17 protein-coding genes are annotated in these 15799 nt (G+C 56.4%); 7 read left to right on the top strand and 10 right to left on the bottom strand.

Going from position 1 to position 15799, the window contains the following annotated elements:
* The first annotated feature begins 101 nt into the window (after positions 1 to 101).
* The 3 genes from murQ to ACIPDS_RS15235 all read left to right on the top strand — a co-directional run bounded on the left by murQ (position 102) and on the right by ACIPDS_RS15235 (position 3467).
* A complete protein-coding gene (gene murQ, locus ACIPDS_RS15225; RefSeq protein ID WP_400737395.1) occupies positions 102 to 1001 on the top strand; it encodes an N-acetylmuramic acid 6-phosphate etherase in 900 nt (299 codons plus the stop codon).
* A 22-nt stretch (positions 1002 to 1023) separates the two neighbouring features.
* Complete coding sequence (gene murP / locus ACIPDS_RS15230) at positions 1024 to 2475, top strand: PTS N-acetylmuramic acid transporter subunit IIBC (RefSeq protein WP_400737398.1); 1452 nt, start codon at positions 1024 to 1026, stop codon at positions 2473 to 2475.
* 89 nt (positions 2476 to 2564) lie between these two features.
* Complete coding sequence (locus tag ACIPDS_RS15235; RefSeq protein WP_400737401.1) at positions 2565 to 3467, top strand: EamA family transporter; 903 nt, start codon at positions 2565 to 2567, stop codon at positions 3465 to 3467.
* A gap of 42 nt (positions 3468 to 3509) precedes the next feature.
* Here the strand turns inward: ACIPDS_RS15235 and ACIPDS_RS15240 are convergent, their stop codons facing one another.
* On the bottom strand, positions 3510 to 3674 hold the full coding sequence (locus tag ACIPDS_RS15240; RefSeq protein ID WP_400737404.1) for a hypothetical protein: 165 nt from the start codon (positions 3672 to 3674) through the stop codon (positions 3510 to 3512).
* Between the two features lie 260 nt (positions 3675 to 3934).
* Here ACIPDS_RS15240 and ACIPDS_RS15245 point away from each other — a divergent pair, with 260 nt between their 5' ends.
* Positions 3935 to 4225 carry a YicS family protein gene (locus ACIPDS_RS15245; protein ID WP_400737407.1) on the top strand — a complete coding sequence of 97 codons (291 nt, stop codon included), beginning with the start codon at positions 3935 to 3937 and terminating at the stop codon, positions 4223 to 4225.
* A gap of 98 nt (positions 4226 to 4323) precedes the next feature.
* Here ACIPDS_RS15245 and nepI read toward each other — a convergent pair whose 3' ends face one another.
* The gene (nepI, locus tag ACIPDS_RS15250; protein WP_400737410.1) at positions 4324 to 5511 is read right to left on the bottom strand and encodes a purine ribonucleoside efflux pump NepI; all 1188 of its coding nucleotides are present in this window, start codon (positions 5509 to 5511) and stop codon (positions 4324 to 4326) included.
* 213 nt (positions 5512 to 5724) lie between these two features.
* On the opposite strand from nepI, the gene ACIPDS_RS15255 reads away from it, so the two are divergent.
* Positions 5725 to 6084 carry a type II toxin-antitoxin system RelE/ParE family toxin gene (locus tag ACIPDS_RS15255; RefSeq protein WP_400737413.1) on the top strand — a complete coding sequence of 120 codons (360 nt, stop codon included), beginning with the start codon at positions 5725 to 5727 and terminating at the stop codon, positions 6082 to 6084.
* On the top strand, positions 6068 to 6391 hold the full coding sequence (locus ACIPDS_RS15260) for a DNA-binding transcriptional regulator (RefSeq protein WP_166515163.1): 324 nt from the start codon (positions 6068 to 6070) through the stop codon (positions 6389 to 6391). Before ACIPDS_RS15255 ends, ACIPDS_RS15260 begins: the two co-directional genes overlap by 17 nt.
* A 62-nt stretch (positions 6392 to 6453) precedes the next feature.
* Here the strand turns inward: ACIPDS_RS15260 and ACIPDS_RS15265 are convergent, their stop codons facing one another.
* Both ACIPDS_RS15265 and ACIPDS_RS15270 read right to left on the bottom strand, forming a co-directional pair.
* On the bottom strand, positions 6454 to 6966 hold the full coding sequence (locus ACIPDS_RS15265; RefSeq protein ID WP_400737631.1) for an SRPBCC domain-containing protein: 513 nt from the start codon (positions 6964 to 6966) through the stop codon (positions 6454 to 6456).
* A gap of 114 nt (positions 6967 to 7080) precedes the next feature.
* Positions 7081 to 7533 (bottom strand): DUF1198 family protein, encoded by a 453-nt coding sequence (locus ACIPDS_RS15270; protein WP_400737417.1) that lies wholly within the window; start codon positions 7531 to 7533, stop codon positions 7081 to 7083.
* 105 nt (positions 7534 to 7638) lie between these two features.
* Between ACIPDS_RS15270 and ACIPDS_RS15275 the strand changes: the two genes are divergently transcribed.
* The gene (locus ACIPDS_RS15275; protein ID WP_400737420.1) at positions 7639 to 8535 is read left to right on the top strand and encodes a LysR family transcriptional regulator; all 897 of its coding nucleotides are present in this window, start codon (positions 7639 to 7641) and stop codon (positions 8533 to 8535) included.
* Between the two features lie 121 nt (positions 8536 to 8656).
* Here the strand turns inward: ACIPDS_RS15275 and uhpT are convergent, their stop codons facing one another.
* The 6 genes from uhpT to ilvB form a co-directional block, all read right to left on the bottom strand.
* Positions 8657 to 10048, bottom strand: coding sequence for a hexose-6-phosphate:phosphate antiporter (gene uhpT / locus ACIPDS_RS15280; RefSeq protein WP_400737422.1), 1392 nt, complete (start codon positions 10046 to 10048; stop codon positions 8657 to 8659).
* Between the two features lie 146 nt (positions 10049 to 10194).
* The gene (locus ACIPDS_RS15285) at positions 10195 to 11514 is read right to left on the bottom strand and encodes an MFS transporter (protein ID WP_400737425.1); all 1320 of its coding nucleotides are present in this window, start codon (positions 11512 to 11514) and stop codon (positions 10195 to 10197) included.
* A gap of 9 nt (positions 11515 to 11523) precedes the next feature.
* Positions 11524 to 13026: a signal transduction histidine-protein kinase/phosphatase UhpB gene (uhpB, locus tag ACIPDS_RS15290; RefSeq protein ID WP_400737428.1), complete on the bottom strand. Its 1503-nt coding sequence runs from the start codon at positions 13024 to 13026 to the stop codon at positions 11524 to 11526.
* Positions 13023 to 13616, bottom strand: coding sequence for a transcriptional regulator UhpA (gene uhpA, locus ACIPDS_RS15295; RefSeq protein ID WP_400737431.1), 594 nt, complete (start codon positions 13614 to 13616; stop codon positions 13023 to 13025). The genes uhpB and uhpA overlap by 4 nt, the downstream gene beginning before the upstream one ends.
* Before the next feature lie 146 nt (positions 13617 to 13762).
* Entirely contained in the window at positions 13763 to 14053 is a 291-nt protein-coding gene (gene ilvN, locus ACIPDS_RS15300; RefSeq protein ID WP_400737434.1) for an acetolactate synthase small subunit, read from the bottom strand.
* Positions 14054 to 14056: 3 nt separating this feature from the next.
* Positions 14057 to 15745 (bottom strand): acetolactate synthase large subunit, encoded by a 1689-nt coding sequence (ilvB, locus tag ACIPDS_RS15305; RefSeq protein ID WP_400737437.1) that lies wholly within the window; start codon positions 15743 to 15745, stop codon positions 14057 to 14059.
* Between the last annotated feature and the right edge of the window lie 54 nt (positions 15746 to 15799).

Genomic DNA, 15799 nt, shown 5'->3' on the forward strand with positions numbered 1-15799 from the left:
AAAATCTCTGATTACCCCTTAATCACCAATCGTGATAACCTTCACATGAATGGAATAATTAATTCCTTATACTGCCCGCCACTGTGAATGATGAGGTTTTTATGAGTATCGACCTGAGCAAACTGCTGACCGAACGCCGCAACGCGAATAGCGCCAATATTGACACCCTCGCAACCGAAGAGATGCTGACGGTGATTAACAAAGAAGATCAGTTGGTTGCCCACGCGATTACGCCCTACATTCCACAAATTGCACAGCTGGTAGATCGTGTCGCCGCCGCGTTTAGTCAGGGCGGGCGTCTGATTTACATCGGGGCAGGCACCTCAGGCCGTTTAGGTATTCTCGACGCCAGCGAATGTCCACCGACCTTCGGCACCCGTCCAGAGCAAGTTGTTGGCCTCATTGCCGGTGGCCATACCGCGATTCTGAAAGCGGTCGAAAACGTCGAAGATAACGCGTCACAGGGCGCGACAGATTTGCAGGCGCTAAATTTTAACGCGAAAGATGTGCTGGTCGGTATCGCCGCCAGCGGTCGTACGCCGTATGTTCTTGGCGCCATGGAATATGCCCACCAGCAAAACGCGCTGGTCGCCATTGTCAGCTGTAACCCACACGGCGAAATGGCGGCGCGCGCCGATATCGCCATCACACCGGTTGTTGGCCCGGAAGTGGTGACTGGCTCAACCCGTCTTAAGGCGGGCACGGCGCAGAAGCTGGTGCTGAACATGATTACCACCGGCGCGATGATCCGCAGCGGCAAGGTCTACAGCAATTTGATGGTCGATGTGGAAGCCACCAACGCCAAGCTGATTGAACGCCAGATTTCTATCGTCATGGAAGCCACCGAATGCGACCGCGAGACGGCGCAAACCGCGCTGAATGCCTGCGGCAGCCACTGCAAAACCGCCATCGTGATGGTGCTGGCAAACCTGGACGCCAAAGAGGCAAAAACACTGCTGGCGAACAATAACGGCTTTATCCGTAAGGCATTACAAAACTAATCCGGCAAACAGGTTGAGTGGAATGGCAAAAATAAATAAAGAGATGATAGCGCGCCTCCTCGCTCTGGTTGGCGGTGCGCCAAACGTGGTGCAGGCAGGCAACTGTATGACGCGCCTGCGCCTGACGCTGCGCAATGAGGAGCATGCCGACGTCAGCGCCATCCGCCAGGTTGAAGGCGTAATGGGCGTGGTAGTCAGCAACGAACAGTTTCAGATAATCCTCGGCCCCGGCAAAGCGCAAACGGCTTCTGAGATCATGAATCTGCTGCTCGAAGAAGCGCCAATGGAGCAGGAACACAGGGCACCGGATGCGTCGCTGGCGGAGATTGCCAATGCAAAAAAGCAGGAGCTAAAAGGCAAACAGACCGGCGGGCTACAGAAGTTTCTGGCTAAGTTTGCCACCGTCTTTACGCCGCTGATTCCCGGTTTTATCGCCGTAGGTCTGCTGCTGGGTTTTGCGACGCTGGCGGAGCAGCTGTTCGTGCTGGAAAATGCCCATCCCAATGCCACGCTGGTTGATGTCATCAACTATATGAAAGTGTTCAGTAAGGGCATGTTTACCTTCCTGAGCATTCTGATTGGTTATAACACCCAGAAGGCCTTTGGCGGCTCTGGCGTTAATGGCGCGATTATTGCGGCGCTGTTTATTCTGGGCTACGACCCGAAAGCGGCGGTTGGCTTCTATTCAGGGATCTCCGATTTCTTCGGTCACAGTATCGATCCGCGCGGCAATATTATCGGCGTGTTGATTGCCGCCATTCTCGGCGCCTGGGTTGAGAAACAGGTGCGGCGGATTATGCCCGCCAATCTCGATATGATCCTCACCTCGGCGGTCACGCTGCTGATTATGGGTGCGGTCACCTTCGTGGTGATTATGCCGCTTGGCGGCTACCTGTTTACCGGTATGTCATGGCTGTTCCTGCATCTTAACGGCAACCCGTTTGGCTCAGCGGTTCTGGCCGGGCTGTTCCTGCTGGCGGTGATGTTCGGCGTGCATCAGGGCTTTGTACCGGTGTACTTCGCGCTAATGGAAGCGCAGGGCTTTAACTCGCTGTTTACCATTCTGGCGATGGCCGGAGCCGGTCAGGTGGGCGCGGCGCTGGCACTTTACTACCGCGCAAAACAAGGTTCACTGCTGCGCACGCAGATTAAAGGCGCCATCATCCCCGGCCTGCTGGGCGTGGGTGAGCCGCTGATATATGGCGTCACATTGCCGCGCATGAAACCGTTCGTTACCGCCTGTCTGGGCGGCGCCTGCGGCGGTTTCTTTATCGGCCTGGTGGCCTGGATGGGCCTGCCGGTAGGTCTGAATACGGTCTTTGGCCCGTCTGGTCTGGTCGCCATTCCACTGATGACGTCCGCCAGCGGTATCTACGCCGGGATGGCGGTATACGCAGCGGGGCTGGCCGTGGCTTACTTCTTCGGCTTCTTATTGACCTGGCTTTTCGGCAGTAAAAACGTCGATCTCAGCTAACCCTTTTCGCCCCCGGCACGTCGCTGGGGGCAAGCCTCACACCATGCTATGATGCCCGTCAGAGAAAAATATGACAGGGTAGAGGAAAAATGGGCACCACCAGAAAAGGGATGCTGAACGTACTGATTGCCGCCATATTGTGGGGAAGCTCCGGCGTTTGCGCGCAGTACATTATGGAAAACAGCCAGATGCAGTCGCCGTTTCTTACCATGATCCGCCTGCTCTCCGGCGGCTTTATCCTGCTCACCTTTTCCTTTCTGCACGGCGACGGCATTTTCCGCATCCTGAAAAACCGCAAAGACATTGCCAGCCTGCTGCTTTTCTCACTCGTCGGCGCTATGACGGTACAGCTTACCTTCCTGATGGCTATCGAAAAATCGAACGCAGCTACCGCGACAATTCTCCAGTTTCTGTCGCCGACGATTATCGTGGCCTGGTTTGCCATCGTGCGTAAGGCAAGGCCAGGTGTTTTCGTCTGCGCCGCCATCGCAACTTCGCTGATTGGCACCTTCTTGCTGGTCACGCATGGAGACCCGACCTCGCTGTCTATCTCCGGTGCAGCGCTGTTCTGGGGGATTGCCTCAGCGTTTGCCGCCGCGTTTTATACCACCTACCCGTCCACGCTGATTGCTCGCTACGGTACGCTGCCTATCGTCGGCTGGAGTATGCTTTTAGGCGGCGCGATGCTGCTGCCGTTCTACGCCGGAGATGGCGCGCAGGTGGTCATCACCGGCAATCTGCTGCTGGCCTTTTTCTACCTGGTGGTTATTGGCACCTCCCTCACCTTTAGCCTGTACCTGAAAGGGGCACAGATGATAGGTGGGCCAAAAGCCAGCATTCTGAGCTGCGCGGAGCCGCTGAGCAGCGCCTTTTTATCACTGCTGCTATTGGGCATCAGCTTCACCCTCCCGGACTGGCTGGGCACGTTGCTGATCCTATCTTCAGTGATACTGATTTCGCTGGACTCGAGGCGTCGCATAAAAACGGCCTAGCCCCCGGTATTGCCCGATAACATTCCGTTTTCGGGCTGAGCATCAGGCGGTCAGTGAGGCCAGTTCATCATCTGAAAGCCCCGTTATCAACCGCACCATAGCGCTGTCGATACCGTTTTCAAACATCGTGCGGGCAATGCGTAGCGCTTCTTCGCGTTTGCCCTGCTGCGCACCTTCCTCCCGCAACCTATCCGCAATGGTCATCATCCTCTCCTTGTGTTCAGGTAAACGTTGTACCGCCGCCTGCAAAAAATCGTGAAAACGAACCGCATCACCAGACCGCAGTAAATAATTAAACAGCGCTTTTATCTGGCTGTCATTAGCGCATCCGCTAACCAGCAGCGTGGTGAAAGATTTCGTCGAACCTTTGCAACATGTTCATTTTCCTGGAAACCGTTACGCAAAATGACGAGGAGACGATTGCGGCTTATAGTTAACTCAACGCGTTTACTATAAGGATATCCCTAATGAAAAAGATCCGTATTGCGGCCTTCGCGACCTTCCTGATGCTACCCGCCGTGGCAATGGCCGCGCCGCTGGAAGGGCTGAAGTTTGAGCAGCAAAAGCAGCAGGTGGTAAAGGATGTTAAGCAGAACTGCCCGGGGAGCCGCGAACTTAGCGATACGCTCTTTGCTAATAAGGTGCTTGAATCGGCGGAGAATAAAACGGCGGTGCAGAGCGCCACGCGAGCTCTGGATAAAAATGATAAAGCGGGTTATCAGAAGGCAATTAAGAGCATTCAGTGCCCAGCAAAATAACCCGTGCTGCCCCGGGGTCGGCGTAACGTTTCGCCCGGGCTACAAATAGTGCAATCTCTGTAGCCCGGCCAAGCGCAGCGCCGCCGGGATTTTTCCGGTTATGATTTGATTCTGACTTTAAGCGTCACCAGTAGCGCCGTCAGTAACATCAGCGCACCAGAGATGATCAGCGGCGATGTGAGCCCCAGCCGGTCCAGCGCCAGCCCACCAATCGCCGCGCCGCAGGTATTCGCGAGTTGAATGACTGCAACCTGAATGGACCCGGCTTTTTCCGCCTGATCGGCAAGCGAGCGGGTGATCCATGTTGACCATCCTACCGGCACCAGCGCAAAGGCCAGCCCCCAGATTATCGCAATACCGGCTGCCACAATCTTGTCACTGCCCCACAGCACGAGCACCAGCGCGCTCAGTGCCAGCACAAGCGGCGCACCGGCTAGCGCCAGTTTAACCGAGCGTTTGAGGATGACCGACGACAGCGAGGTGCCGACAAAGCTGGCAATACCGAAACTCAGCAGCACCAGCGTCAGACCGTCGACATCAAAGCCCGCCAGATTCATATATACCGGGCGAATATAGGTGAAGAAAGCGAACTGCCCGGCGAAAGACATAAAGATGGCAATCATTCCGGCCATAACGCCCGGACGTTGCAGCAGGCTCAACATATTTTGCTTTTGATGTGCCGGTTCACCCGGCAGAGATGGCAGCGCTTTTAGCACCCACAACGTGCACAGCACACCCATCACCGCCGCGCCGTTAAAGACGTTGCGCCAGCCAATAATGCCGCCCAGGAAGCTGCCCAGCGGCGCCGCTATCACCAGCGCAATAGAAACGGCCCCAAAAATCACCGACAGCGCTTTTGGCACCGTGCGAACCGGCACCAGGCGCATGGTCAACGATGCCGACATCGCCCAAAATCCGCCAAGCGCCAGGCCCAGACAGGCGCGGCCAATCAGCAGCAGCGTAAACGAGTTGGAAAATGAGACCAGCAGACAAGAGAGCGTCAGCAAAATGGAGAACAGGATCACTACGTAGCGGCGGTTGGTCGCGCCAATTGCCTGGGTAATAAACAAGCTGGCGAACATGGCCACAAATGCCGTTACGGTGACCGATTGTCCGGCAACCCCTTCTGAAATACCCAGATCCTGCGCCATTGGCGTTAACAGACTAACGGGTAAAAACTCCACGGTAATCAAGCAAGCGACGCAAAATGCCACGGCAAAAACCGCCGACCAGTTGGGCCGGGCAACGCCCTCTGCGCGAGGTTTTTCTTCGATATGTTCACTCATTTTTGTTACCTGCGAGGTGTTTTTGTAGAAAAGTCACGCAGTGTAACATTTTAAATGTGATGGATTTAACGTTTTGGCAACTGTCGGCGTTGCAATACGTTTTGCGACGAGGCTCGCGCACTGAGCAAAATTCTTTATTTCTCCGTTTAAAGCTCTTAATGAATGCTTACTATAACACTAAGTGCTATATTTACGGTTACAGGATGTCACTCTATGCGTATTTTCAAAACCAAATGGTTTAGCAGGGAAGCTCACTCTCACGCGATTAATGATGAAGAATTATGCTGTGCTATCAAGGCTGCGCTTAACGGGCAAGTCGACAATCTTGGCGGCGGCGTTTTCAAAAAACGCCTTAATCAGAATCGTGACCGGGCCATTATTCTGGCTAAAGGGGGTGAGCATTGGTTTTACACGTTTCTGTACGCTAAACAGGATATGTCGACTATCAGCTATCGCGAACTGGCTGGGTTCCGTGAGTTAGCAAAGCATTACGCTAACCTCGCCGATGACAAGCTCATCGCGTTAATCAGGAATAAGGAATTGGTGGAGGTGTTCTATGACCACAAAAAATAAACACAAAAGCCCTGCCTTCGAAGCGATCCATAGCGCTGCCGCTGGATTGTTTAGCGTAGATGCTATTCCGCAGGAAACCATGCGCAACTTTGATAAAACGTGCATTAGTCAGGTACAAAACCTTCAACCCATTGAGATAAAAGCGATGCGTGAGAAGTTAAACATTAGCCAACCCATTTTCGCCCGCTACCTGAACACCAGCGTTTCAACGATACAAAAATGGGAAACCGGCGCTAAGCGGCCCAGTGGAATGTCACTGAAACTGCTTAGCGTAGTTCAAAAACATGGACTGAAAGTGCTGGTTTAACGATTATACCGGATGAATGGCTTTGTAGGCCTGATAAGCGTAGCGCCATCAGGCACTGTAACTCACTCACCGCGCGCCGATTTCACCAGCCCCATAATCCACTCCTGATGCCCATTGATCATCGGATTCGGCACAGTGCGCGCCAGTTCTTGCGCGGGTACCCCAATCTGCGATTCCTGCGTCAGAATGCGCACGCGGTTACCCGGTAAATCTTCAAACAGCCAGGCGTGAATGACGTCCAGACGAGTAGCGGCATCTCCCTCTGCCCAGCCGTGCCAAGCCATGCGGGCAGCCTGGCCCTCAACCGGTGGAACATACTCGGTCACCTGCACTTCAATCGGGAAGCCGAAAGTAGAGAAACGGAAACGGGCGTTTGCGCTGAGCTGTGGGCCGCTGCCGTCGTGGAAATGGATATCCGCCACGTTGCTGTAGTAGGTCGGCCACAGCGTGGTGTCATCAAGCTGCGCCCAGATTTGTCTGGCGGTCAGGCCGCTAACGATGATTTCGTTGGAGGCAAAGTTGTCGGTGGTGCCTGGCAGGTAATCTTCTGGCCAGACGATAGCGCTTTGTTGCATTGACTGTTTCATGGTGAACCTCGTCGGTGAATGTGTTGACGAGGTCGATCATGCGCCCATGAGTGATATAAATATAATCACCATTATCAATACACAACATCACGTGGATTGATATCAGTGCAGCCAGTGAACGCCATTATCTTCGTGGAACAACGCGTTATAGCGATACTGGAAGGCATTAAGCTCACTAAAATCCGGCTCCAGTTCCCGCAGGAAGCTCATCGCCAGCCGCACCTGCGCATCGGTTATCGGCGCTGCCAGACGCCCTTTTTGCAAACGTCGATGCCAGCTTTGCATGTTTGACTCGCTGCCGTCGACGATACACACCTGCCAGATAAGCAGCACCTGCGCCGCGTTTTGCAAATGCGCTTCATTCGGGCGCTCAAGATAGCGCATATACTCTTCGCCCTGCGCTTTACCGAGTTGGTCAATCATCGACTCTACCGGTTCGGGCGTAATCGCCAGCCGCTCACTCAGGCGGCGGATGGCCCGCCGGGAACTTGAGGTCAGGATCCGAAATCCTACAACAAAAACCACCGCCAGGGTGGCCAGAATCAACCAGATCATGCCCGCTCTCACCTTAACTAAACCCCGACATCATAATGGGAAATTGCGCCCTGTCGAGAATCGGACGTGCCATAATGTGCGTTAGCTCCCTGAAGGAAGTCGATAATGAAACCGGATCTCAGAACCCTCGACCTTAATTTGCTGAAAACGCTCGACGCGTTGCTTGATGAGCGTAGCGTCACCCGGGCGGCGGCTCGGCTCTCACTGACCCAACCCGCCGTCAGTGGAATGCTGACCCGGTTGCGGGATAATTTTGGCGATCCGCTGTTTATTCGCGCTCCGCACGGCATGGTACCCACGCTGCGCGCCCAGCAACTGGCCCCTGCGGTGAAGCAGATTCTTAGCGATATCAACACGCTGCTACAACCACTTCAATTTGACCCGCTCACCGCCGACTTCACCTTTACGCTCTCAGCGACCGACTATGCGCTCAAAGCCGTTGTGGTACCGTTTGTCGCAGCCCTGAAGGTTCGCGCACCGGGCATTCGCGTACGGGTGATCCCGGTGGAGCCAGATCGCCTGACCGCGCAGTTTGAACAGGGGAAAATCGACCTCGCTCTACTCACCCCCAATACCACGCCGGGCGATCTGCACAGCCGTACGCTTTATGAAGAGCACTACGTTTGTATGCTGCGGGCCAACCATCCTGATGCATATCAGTCGCTAACTGTTGAGCGTTTTTGCACGCTGGAGCATATTCTGGTTTCTTACGAGGGAGAGAGTTTCTGGGGCGTCACCGACGAGGCATTAGCGAAAATCGGTCGTAAGCGTCGGATTGGCCTGTCGGTAAGCAGTTTCCTGGTGCTGCCAGAAGTGCTGGCGATAAGCGAGATGATAGCGGTGGTGCCGAGTCGTCTGGCGAGCACGCACGCTAACCTTTGCGTACAAACACCACCGGTGGCGATTAACGGCTTCACCAAAAGCATGGCCTGGCATGAACGCACTCATCGTGATGCGGCGCATCAGTGGCTGCGCGAGTTACTGTATGAAACCAGCCAGTAGGCCGGATAAGGCGTTTACGCCGCCATCCGACAATCTGCAACATGCTGCCGGATGGCGCTTCGCTTATCCGGCCTACAAAGCTAGCGACCGATATTGCGAGGTAGAGCCGGGCTCAACGCACTTACGCCATTTTTAACTGCTGGATTTTCTTCTCGCGACGGATTTTGCGTTCTTCAAACACCGCCACGATAGCCATCAGGCAGATACAGGCGATAGCCGCGGTATCCAGCGCCGCAAAGGTGCCCGCCCAGCCGGTCAGGCCGAACACCGGCGTGCCGTCGGCAATCATCCCCAGCCCCAGCTTCGCAAAGCTGTCGCCAATCAGATAGGCGAAGGTGCCTTTGATCCCATCGGCTGCGCCAATCGCTTTTTTCGGCACGAAACCCACGGCCGCCACGCCGATTAATAATTGCGGGCCAAACACCAGGAAGCCCAGGGCGAACAGGGAAGCGAGGTAAACATATTGGTTGCTGGCGTGCTGATAAACACCGAGGGTGGCGATAATCAATGCCAGTGCGATACAGGCCACCAGCGCACGACGACCGTTGGCGAGATCCGACAGCCAGCCCCACAGCAACGTCCCTACCAGCGCGCCCACTTCAAACAGGGTAAAGCCCTGAATCGCGACCTCTTTCGACAGTTTCAGCTCCTGGAAGGCATACACGGTCGACCACTGATCGATACCGATACGCACCACGTACAGAAAGATGTTGGAGAAACACAGCAGCCAGATCACTTTGTTTTTCAGCACGTACTCAACAAAGATCTGCCACTTGGTCATGTCGTTATCTTCGGTTTCTTTGTCCTCTTCGCTGATCTCTTCGCCGAACAGCTCTTCCGCTTTACCGAGGCCATAAGATTCCGGGGAGTCGCTACCATAGCGCAGCCCAATAAAGCCCACGATCAGCGCAATAATCGACGGGAAGATAAACATGCCGATGACGTGACCGTTGAACAGCACGTTTGCGCCAAACAGCGCCACGCCTGCCGCGCCCGCGCCGCCGAGGTTGTGGGAGATGTTCCACATGCCCAGATAAGAGCCACGCTTACGGCGTGGCGTCCATTTGGTGATGGTCGAATAGCTGCACGAGCCGCCGGTGCTCTGGAAGAAGCCGCTCAGCGCGTAGAAGGCAATCATCAGGTACAAGCTGACGGTACCCGGCCCCATGCTGGCGCTAAAGCCGAGCATACAGATGGCGGAGAGGATCAGCATCAGCGGCAGGAACTGCTTGGTATTTTTGCCGTCGGCATAGTAGGAAACCAGCGTTTTCCCCACGCCGTAGGTGATGGAGAAGCCGAGCCCAATCATCCCCAGCTGCGTCATGCTCAGCCCATAGGTGCCGATCATGTCGTTCTGCGCGATGTTGAAGTTTTTGCGGATCAGGTACATGGTCAGGTAGCCGATGAACACCACCAGATAGGACTGCATGAACGGTTTGAACCACATTTTGCGCCGCACTTCGAGCGGCAGATCCAGGGTCGGCTTACGCACCTGATTTAAGAAGGCCAGCATGATTGGGTTGCTCCTGAGCTGATTTTTTTACCTGCGAATAGCAGGCATTGTAAAAATCAGCCGGGCAAGACGCCTGAGACAGCGTCCAGGTGAAACCGGGAAAATTTCTTAGTTTTCGCCCATTCGGCGAAGAAAGGTGAAGCCGGTCACGCTTCGCGCGGTGCCTGAGCGTTTAAAAACGGCAATAGCAGCAGTGCGGAAATCCCCGCCGCAATGGCGATCACCACAAAAAATCCCGTCCAGTGCCAGACTTCCATCACCTTCGCCAGCGGCCAGCCGGAAAGTGATGCTCCGAGATAGGCAAACAGTCCGACAAACCCGGTTGCCGCCCCCGCCGCCTCCTTGTGCGAACATTCCGCTGCCGCCATGCCAATCAACATCTGCGGACCAAAGACGAAGAAGCCGGTGGTGAAGAAGCATGCCGCCTGCATTACGTAGCTGGCAAACGGCATCAGCCACAGCGAGCCTACGGAGAGCAAAATCCCGGCGGCGAAAATCAGGTTCATCGGCCCACGGTTGCCGTTGAACAGTTTGTCCGACCCCCAGCCCGCCACCAGCGCACCGATAAATCCGCCCAGCTCAAACATCGTCACCGCGGTATTTGCCGTCACCAAATCGACCCCCAGCGTCTCCGACATATACAGATTTCCCCAGTCGTTAATCGCCGCGCGCACCACGTACACCAGCACGTAGCACAGCGAGAGTAACCAGATATAGGGGTTCAGCAGCACGTATTTGGTGAGGATCTCTTTACGGGTTAGCCCCGCGCCTTCCTGCTGTTGGGCGATTTCCAGCTCGTCGTGACGCCAGTCGCCAACCGGCGGTAAACCAATGGCCTGCGGGCGGTCGCGCAGCCGCCAGCACAGGAAAATACCGACAACTATCGCCATCACGCCCGCCATCATCATGCCGGCGCGCCAGCCGTAGTGCAGCGCCGCTGCCGCCATGATGATGGGGATTAATGCCCCGCCGACGTTATGCGCGGTGTTCCAGATGGCCCACCAGCCGCCGCGTTCGTTACGTGAATACCAGGCGGTCAGCAGACGCGCGCAGACCGGTGCGCCCCAACCCTGGAAAAAGGCGTTCATCGCCCACAGTACGGCAAAGGCCCACAGCGAGGTAGAGAAGCCAAACAGGATGTTCACCACGCCGGTGGCGATCAGCCCGATGCCCATAAAATAGCGGGCGTTGGAGCGGTCGCTGACGATGCCAGAGACAAATTTCGACAGCCCATAGGTGATGTAAAATAGCGTCGCCAGTAGGCCAATATCGTTGCGGGTGAGCACGCCGCTGGCAAGAATTTCTGGCACTGCGGCGTTAAAACTTTTACGGGTGAAGTAAAAGAGCGCATAGCCGAGCCAGATGGTCATCAGGATATGTCGCCGCCAGTAGCTATAGCGGGCGTCAATCTCGTGTTTATCGGTGATAAGCGGCGCATTGGCCGGGGCTTTAAAAAACGTCAGCATCACCGCTCCTTACACGTAACGCGTCGGCAACGACACGCTCACGCGCGTGCCGTGCATACAAGAAATCGTCAGCGAGCCGCCCAATGCCGCCACCCGTTCGCGCATACCGATGAGGCCAAACCCCTGACCTTCAGAACCCGGCGGCAGGCCGCTGCCATCATCTTCCATCACCAGCATCAGCCGGTCGTCCTGCTGCCAGCCCTGTAGCGTTACCGCGCTGGCGTTGGCATGTTTCACAATGTTGTTCAGCCCTTCCTGGCAGACGCGGAACAGAGTGACGCGCTGGTTTTCACTGATCACCGACTCATCAATATGCCAGTCGAGATGACTGACGATGCCGCGACTTTCCAGCTCCATTTCGCGTAGCAGCGAGCGAATAGCCTGTTCCAGCGTGAGATCGTCGAGCTGGCGTGGACGCAAACGCCCCAGCAGGCGACGAACGGAATCATAAACGCCCAGCGAAAGTTGCTCGATATGCGCCCCGCTCTGCTTCACGCCCACATTCTCCGGGGCCAGCCGCTGCACAATGCCCGCCTGGGTACGAATCGCCGTGATGGTCTGGCCGATATCGTCGTGCAGTTCGCGCGCCACGTCGCGGCGCACGCTCTCTTCGGTTTCAAGCAAACGTTCCGCCAGCCGATGATTACGCGCCAGCTCATTTTGCAGCGATTGGTTGAGTTCACGCAGACGCTGGATACCCGCGCCAAGCAGCAGCCCGGTAAGGCTTTGCGCCAGCAGAGAGAGCAGTAAATCGACGGGATGATCGTGCCAGGTCTGGCTGGCAATCAGCGCAATGGCGTTCATTAACGTCGCAATCAGCGCCCCCTGCCAGCCGTAGTGCCAGGCCAGCGCGATAATCGGCAGCGCCAGACAAAACGGCGTGAAGCGCGATAGCTCAGCTGGTAACCCCAACTGGAGCCACAGACTGACGCTAAACAGCAGCAGATACCACACCAGATGCCGCCCGCGCCAGTTCACCGGCTGGGACACCACCGCCGGGCCGAGCGGCAGCCAGGTGGTGCTGGTCAGATAGTGCCAGAATACAAGGCAGATAGGCGCAAGCGTCAGTCCACCGGTCAGGGTCAACAACAGCGCGGTCCACGCAGCCTCGCCCTGTCCAAGCCACGGCAGCGACTGTAACAACGCCGCCGCGCCAAGCGCCGCGCCCTGTAACAGCAAGGTGCGCCAGTCGCGCTGATGGCGATAACGCGAGATAAGCGCCACGGGTAACAGCGTCAGCAGGCTACCGATCATCAAAAGGGGGAGATGCGCCAGCGCCACTTCCTGCGCTAGCCAGAAAATCAGCAGCCACTCCGCGCCTAGCAGCACCGGCCAATAACCGCGCGGGGATTGCAGCATGATCCCCAGCCGCAGGCCGAACGGGAACAGCAGCACCGCCAGCTCCGGGCGTTCCACCAAATGCAGGCTGATGCTCCACAGGCAAAACCAGGCGGCGGAGAAGATAAAGAAACAGGCGACAACGGTGATAAACCGCGAGAGAAAGGTGCTCATTGCCAGCCGTCGAACATCCGGCGGGCCAGTTCCACGTCGTTGCTGACGTTCAGCTTTTCCATCAGGTTAGCGCGATGCACATGAACCGTTTTTGGCGACAGCCCCAGCTCGGCGGCAATCTCTTTGACCGCCATGCCCTGCGCCAGTTTTTCCGCCACCTGACGTTCGCGTTTGGTCAATGGATCCTGACGCCCTGCCGCCAGCTTAACGGCGATGTCCGGCGTGAGATAGCAGCCGCCGGTCGCCACCGTGCGCACAGCGGCAATCAGCTCATCGGGGCTACAACGTTTGGATAGAAAGCCGCGCGCCCCGGCGTTTAGTGCCTGTTCCACCAGCGCCGGGCTATCGTGGACGGAGAGCATGATGATCGCCATGCCTTTTGGCAATTGGCTGAGCAGTTCAAGACCGGAGATATCCGGCATTGAGATATCACAGATGCAGACCTGCACGCCGCGCCCCGGTAGCCCCGCCAGCGCTTCGCGACCGCAACCAAACTCGGCGACCACCTGCAAATCAGGCTCAAGACCGAGCAGTTGGGCAAAGCCTGAGCGAACGATAGTGTGGTCGTCGATAAGGGCAACGGTAATCATGGGTTTGTCCTGAGGCTGCGAAACGCCTGATGGCGCTGCGCTTATCAGGCCTACAAGGAGGTAGGCTGGATAAGGCGTTTACGCCGCCATCCGGCAAAGGCGCTTACCTTAACGTTAAGCGCATCGCTGTTCAAGCCGTGAGCGGATTACTCAAAGAAGACGCTTATTTTATTAAACATCGACGGATCAGACTGGTTACGCACCACTTTCTGGACGTCTTCGAGTTTATCGATTTGGCTCATCATCTGTTCCAGCCGCTGGTCATCGTTCACCAATAGCCAGATACGACTGTGATCGCTGCCCGGAATCGGCAGACATAAAATGCCTTCGACGTTGAAGGCACGGCGGGCAAATAGCCCACAGACGTGGGTCATCACGCCGGGATGGTTGCGTACGGTGAGTTCCAGAATAACGTTGTCATGAGCGTGTTGTTGCATGGCTTATTCCCCCACCATTTCGGTATTTGCCGCACCCGGCGGCACCATTGGATAGACTTTCTGCTGCGCGTCGATACGCACGTGAATCAACGCCGGGCCTGGGCGGTTGATAATCGCTTGCAGCGCCGCCTGCGGGTCGGCTTCGTTGTTTAAATCGCACGATTCAAGGCCGAAACCGGCGGCAATCTGCATAAAGTTAATCATGCCAGGATAGGTGGCGGCAAATACGCCCTGCGGGTAGAACAGGCTTTGCTGCTGATGCACCAGCCCCAGCGCTTCGTTGTTCATGAGGATGATTTTCACATCCAGCTGATTTTCCGCCGCCGTCGCCATCTCCTGAATATTCATCATCAGGCTGCCGTCACCGGAGAAGCACAGCACCTTTTTGCCCGGGTTTGCCAGCGCCGCGCCGACCGCCGCAGGCAGGCCAAAGCCCATGGTGCCAAGACCGCCGGAAGTCAGCCACTGACGCGGACGGTTCAGCGGGTACGCCTGTGCGGTCCACATCTGATGCTGGCCAACGTCGGTGGTGATAATCGCATTATCATCCACACAGGCCGCGACGGCGTTGATCAGGCCATAATGGCTAAGCGGGTCACTGGCCTCTGGAATGGCGCAGGGGAATTCTTGTTGCAGCTCAGCAACTTTGCTACGCCACGCCTCGCGCGACTGCGCTTTAATTTGCGGCAGCAGCTGCGTCAGAACGTCGTCGACATCTGCCTGAATGGCAATATGTGCCTGTTTGATTTTACCCAGTTCGGCGCGGTCGATATCCACGTGGATAATCTTCGCGTTCGGGCAGAACTCCGCCACTTTACCGGTCGCCCGGTCATCAAAACGTGCGCCTAAAACAATCAGTAAATCAGCTTGTTGTAGGATAAAGTTGGTGCTGCGCGCGCCGTGCATGCCCAGCATTCCCAAGGACAGCGGATGCGTTTTAGGCAACATGCCGAGCGCCATCAGCGTCATGGTGGTCGGCAGGTTGGCCATTTCAGCCAGTTCACGCACGCGCTCCGGGGCGTTAATCACCCCGCCGCCCAGATAGAGCACCGGACGTTCGGCGGCGTTAATCATTGCTGCCGCATCGCTTACGCTCTGGGCGCTGAATTCCGGCGTTGCCGCGCGGCTGCCCGGTTCTGGCAGTTCGGTAATCTCGATTTCAGCGGTCTGCACATCCTTAGGAATGTCTATCCACACCGGGCCTGGACGGCCTGACTGCGCAATACGGAACGCATCTGCCATCACCTGCGGCAGTTCATGGATATTGCGAACGAGGTAGTTGTGTTTGGTGATGGGGATAGAGATACCGTAGGTGTCGACTTCCTGAAACGCGTCGGTGCCGATTAACGAGGAGGCCACCTGGCCGGTGATACACACCAGCGGTATGGAGTCGAGGCGCGCATCGGCAATTGCTGTCACCAGGTTGGTGGCGCCGGGGCCGCTACAGGCCATGCATACCGCCGGTTTACCGTGGGTACGCGCCATGCCTTGGGCAATGAAGCCCGCGCCCTGCTCGTGTCGCGCCAGAATATGACGGATCTGCGTGCTCTGGCTCAAGGCGTCATACAGCGGAAGCACCGTGCCGCCGGGGATGCCGGTGACCATGGTGATACCCTGACGTTCCAGTAAATGGACGATTAATTGCGCGCCGGTAAAGCGCCGAGTCTGTGATGTTGTGCCCGAAATTGCCATGCTCCAGTCCTTTTCTACTAGGCCGACTATCATCCGGGAGGGGGCTAGAAACTA

This window comes from Kluyvera sp. NPDC087067 (assembly GCF_044745165.1).
GTDB lineage: Bacteria > Pseudomonadota > Gammaproteobacteria > Enterobacterales > Enterobacteriaceae > Kluyvera.

Bases quoted from the DNA above. Each gene is read 5' to 3' on its own strand.
- murQ (WP_400737395.1), top strand. From the start codon at position 102: ATGAGTATCGACCTGAGCAAACTGCTGACCGAACGCCGCAACGCGAAT.
- murP (WP_400737398.1), top strand. From the start codon at position 1,024: ATGGCAAAAATAAATAAAGAGATGATAGCGCGCCTCCTCGCTCTGGTT.
- ACIPDS_RS15235 (WP_400737401.1), top strand. From the start codon at position 2,565: ATGGGCACCACCAGAAAAGGGATGCTGAACGTACTGATTGCCGCCATA.
- ACIPDS_RS15240 (WP_400737404.1), bottom strand. From the start codon at position 3,674: ATGATGACCATTGCGGATAGGTTGCGGGAGGAAGGTGCGCAGCAGGGC.
- ACIPDS_RS15245 (WP_400737407.1), top strand. From the start codon at position 3,935: ATGAAAAAGATCCGTATTGCGGCCTTCGCGACCTTCCTGATGCTACCC.
- nepI (WP_400737410.1), bottom strand. From the start codon at position 5,511: ATGAGTGAACATATCGAAGAAAAACCTCGCGCAGAGGGCGTTGCCCGG.
- ACIPDS_RS15255 (WP_400737413.1), top strand. From the start codon at position 5,725: ATGCGTATTTTCAAAACCAAATGGTTTAGCAGGGAAGCTCACTCTCAC.
- ACIPDS_RS15260 (WP_166515163.1), top strand. From the start codon at position 6,068: ATGACCACAAAAAATAAACACAAAAGCCCTGCCTTCGAAGCGATCCAT.
- ACIPDS_RS15265 (WP_400737631.1), bottom strand. From the start codon at position 6,966: ATGCAACAAAGCGCTATCGTCTGGCCAGAAGATTACCTGCCAGGCACC.
- ACIPDS_RS15270 (WP_400737417.1), bottom strand. From the start codon at position 7,533: ATGATCTGGTTGATTCTGGCCACCCTGGCGGTGGTTTTTGTTGTAGGA.
- ACIPDS_RS15275 (WP_400737420.1), top strand. From the start codon at position 7,639: ATGAAACCGGATCTCAGAACCCTCGACCTTAATTTGCTGAAAACGCTC.
- uhpT (WP_400737422.1), bottom strand. From the start codon at position 10,048: ATGCTGGCCTTCTTAAATCAGGTGCGTAAGCCGACCCTGGATCTGCCG.
- ACIPDS_RS15285 (WP_400737425.1), bottom strand. From the start codon at position 11,514: ATGCTGACGTTTTTTAAAGCCCCGGCCAATGCGCCGCTTATCACCGAT.
- uhpB (WP_400737428.1), bottom strand. From the start codon at position 13,026: ATGAGCACCTTTCTCTCGCGGTTTATCACCGTTGTCGCCTGTTTCTTT.
- uhpA (WP_400737431.1), bottom strand. From the start codon at position 13,616: ATGATTACCGTTGCCCTTATCGACGACCACACTATCGTTCGCTCAGGC.
- ilvN (WP_400737434.1), bottom strand. From the start codon at position 14,053: ATGCAACAACACGCTCATGACAACGTTATTCTGGAACTCACCGTACGC.
- ilvB (WP_400737437.1), bottom strand. From the start codon at position 15,745: ATGGCAATTTCGGGCACAACATCACAGACTCGGCGCTTTACCGGCGCG.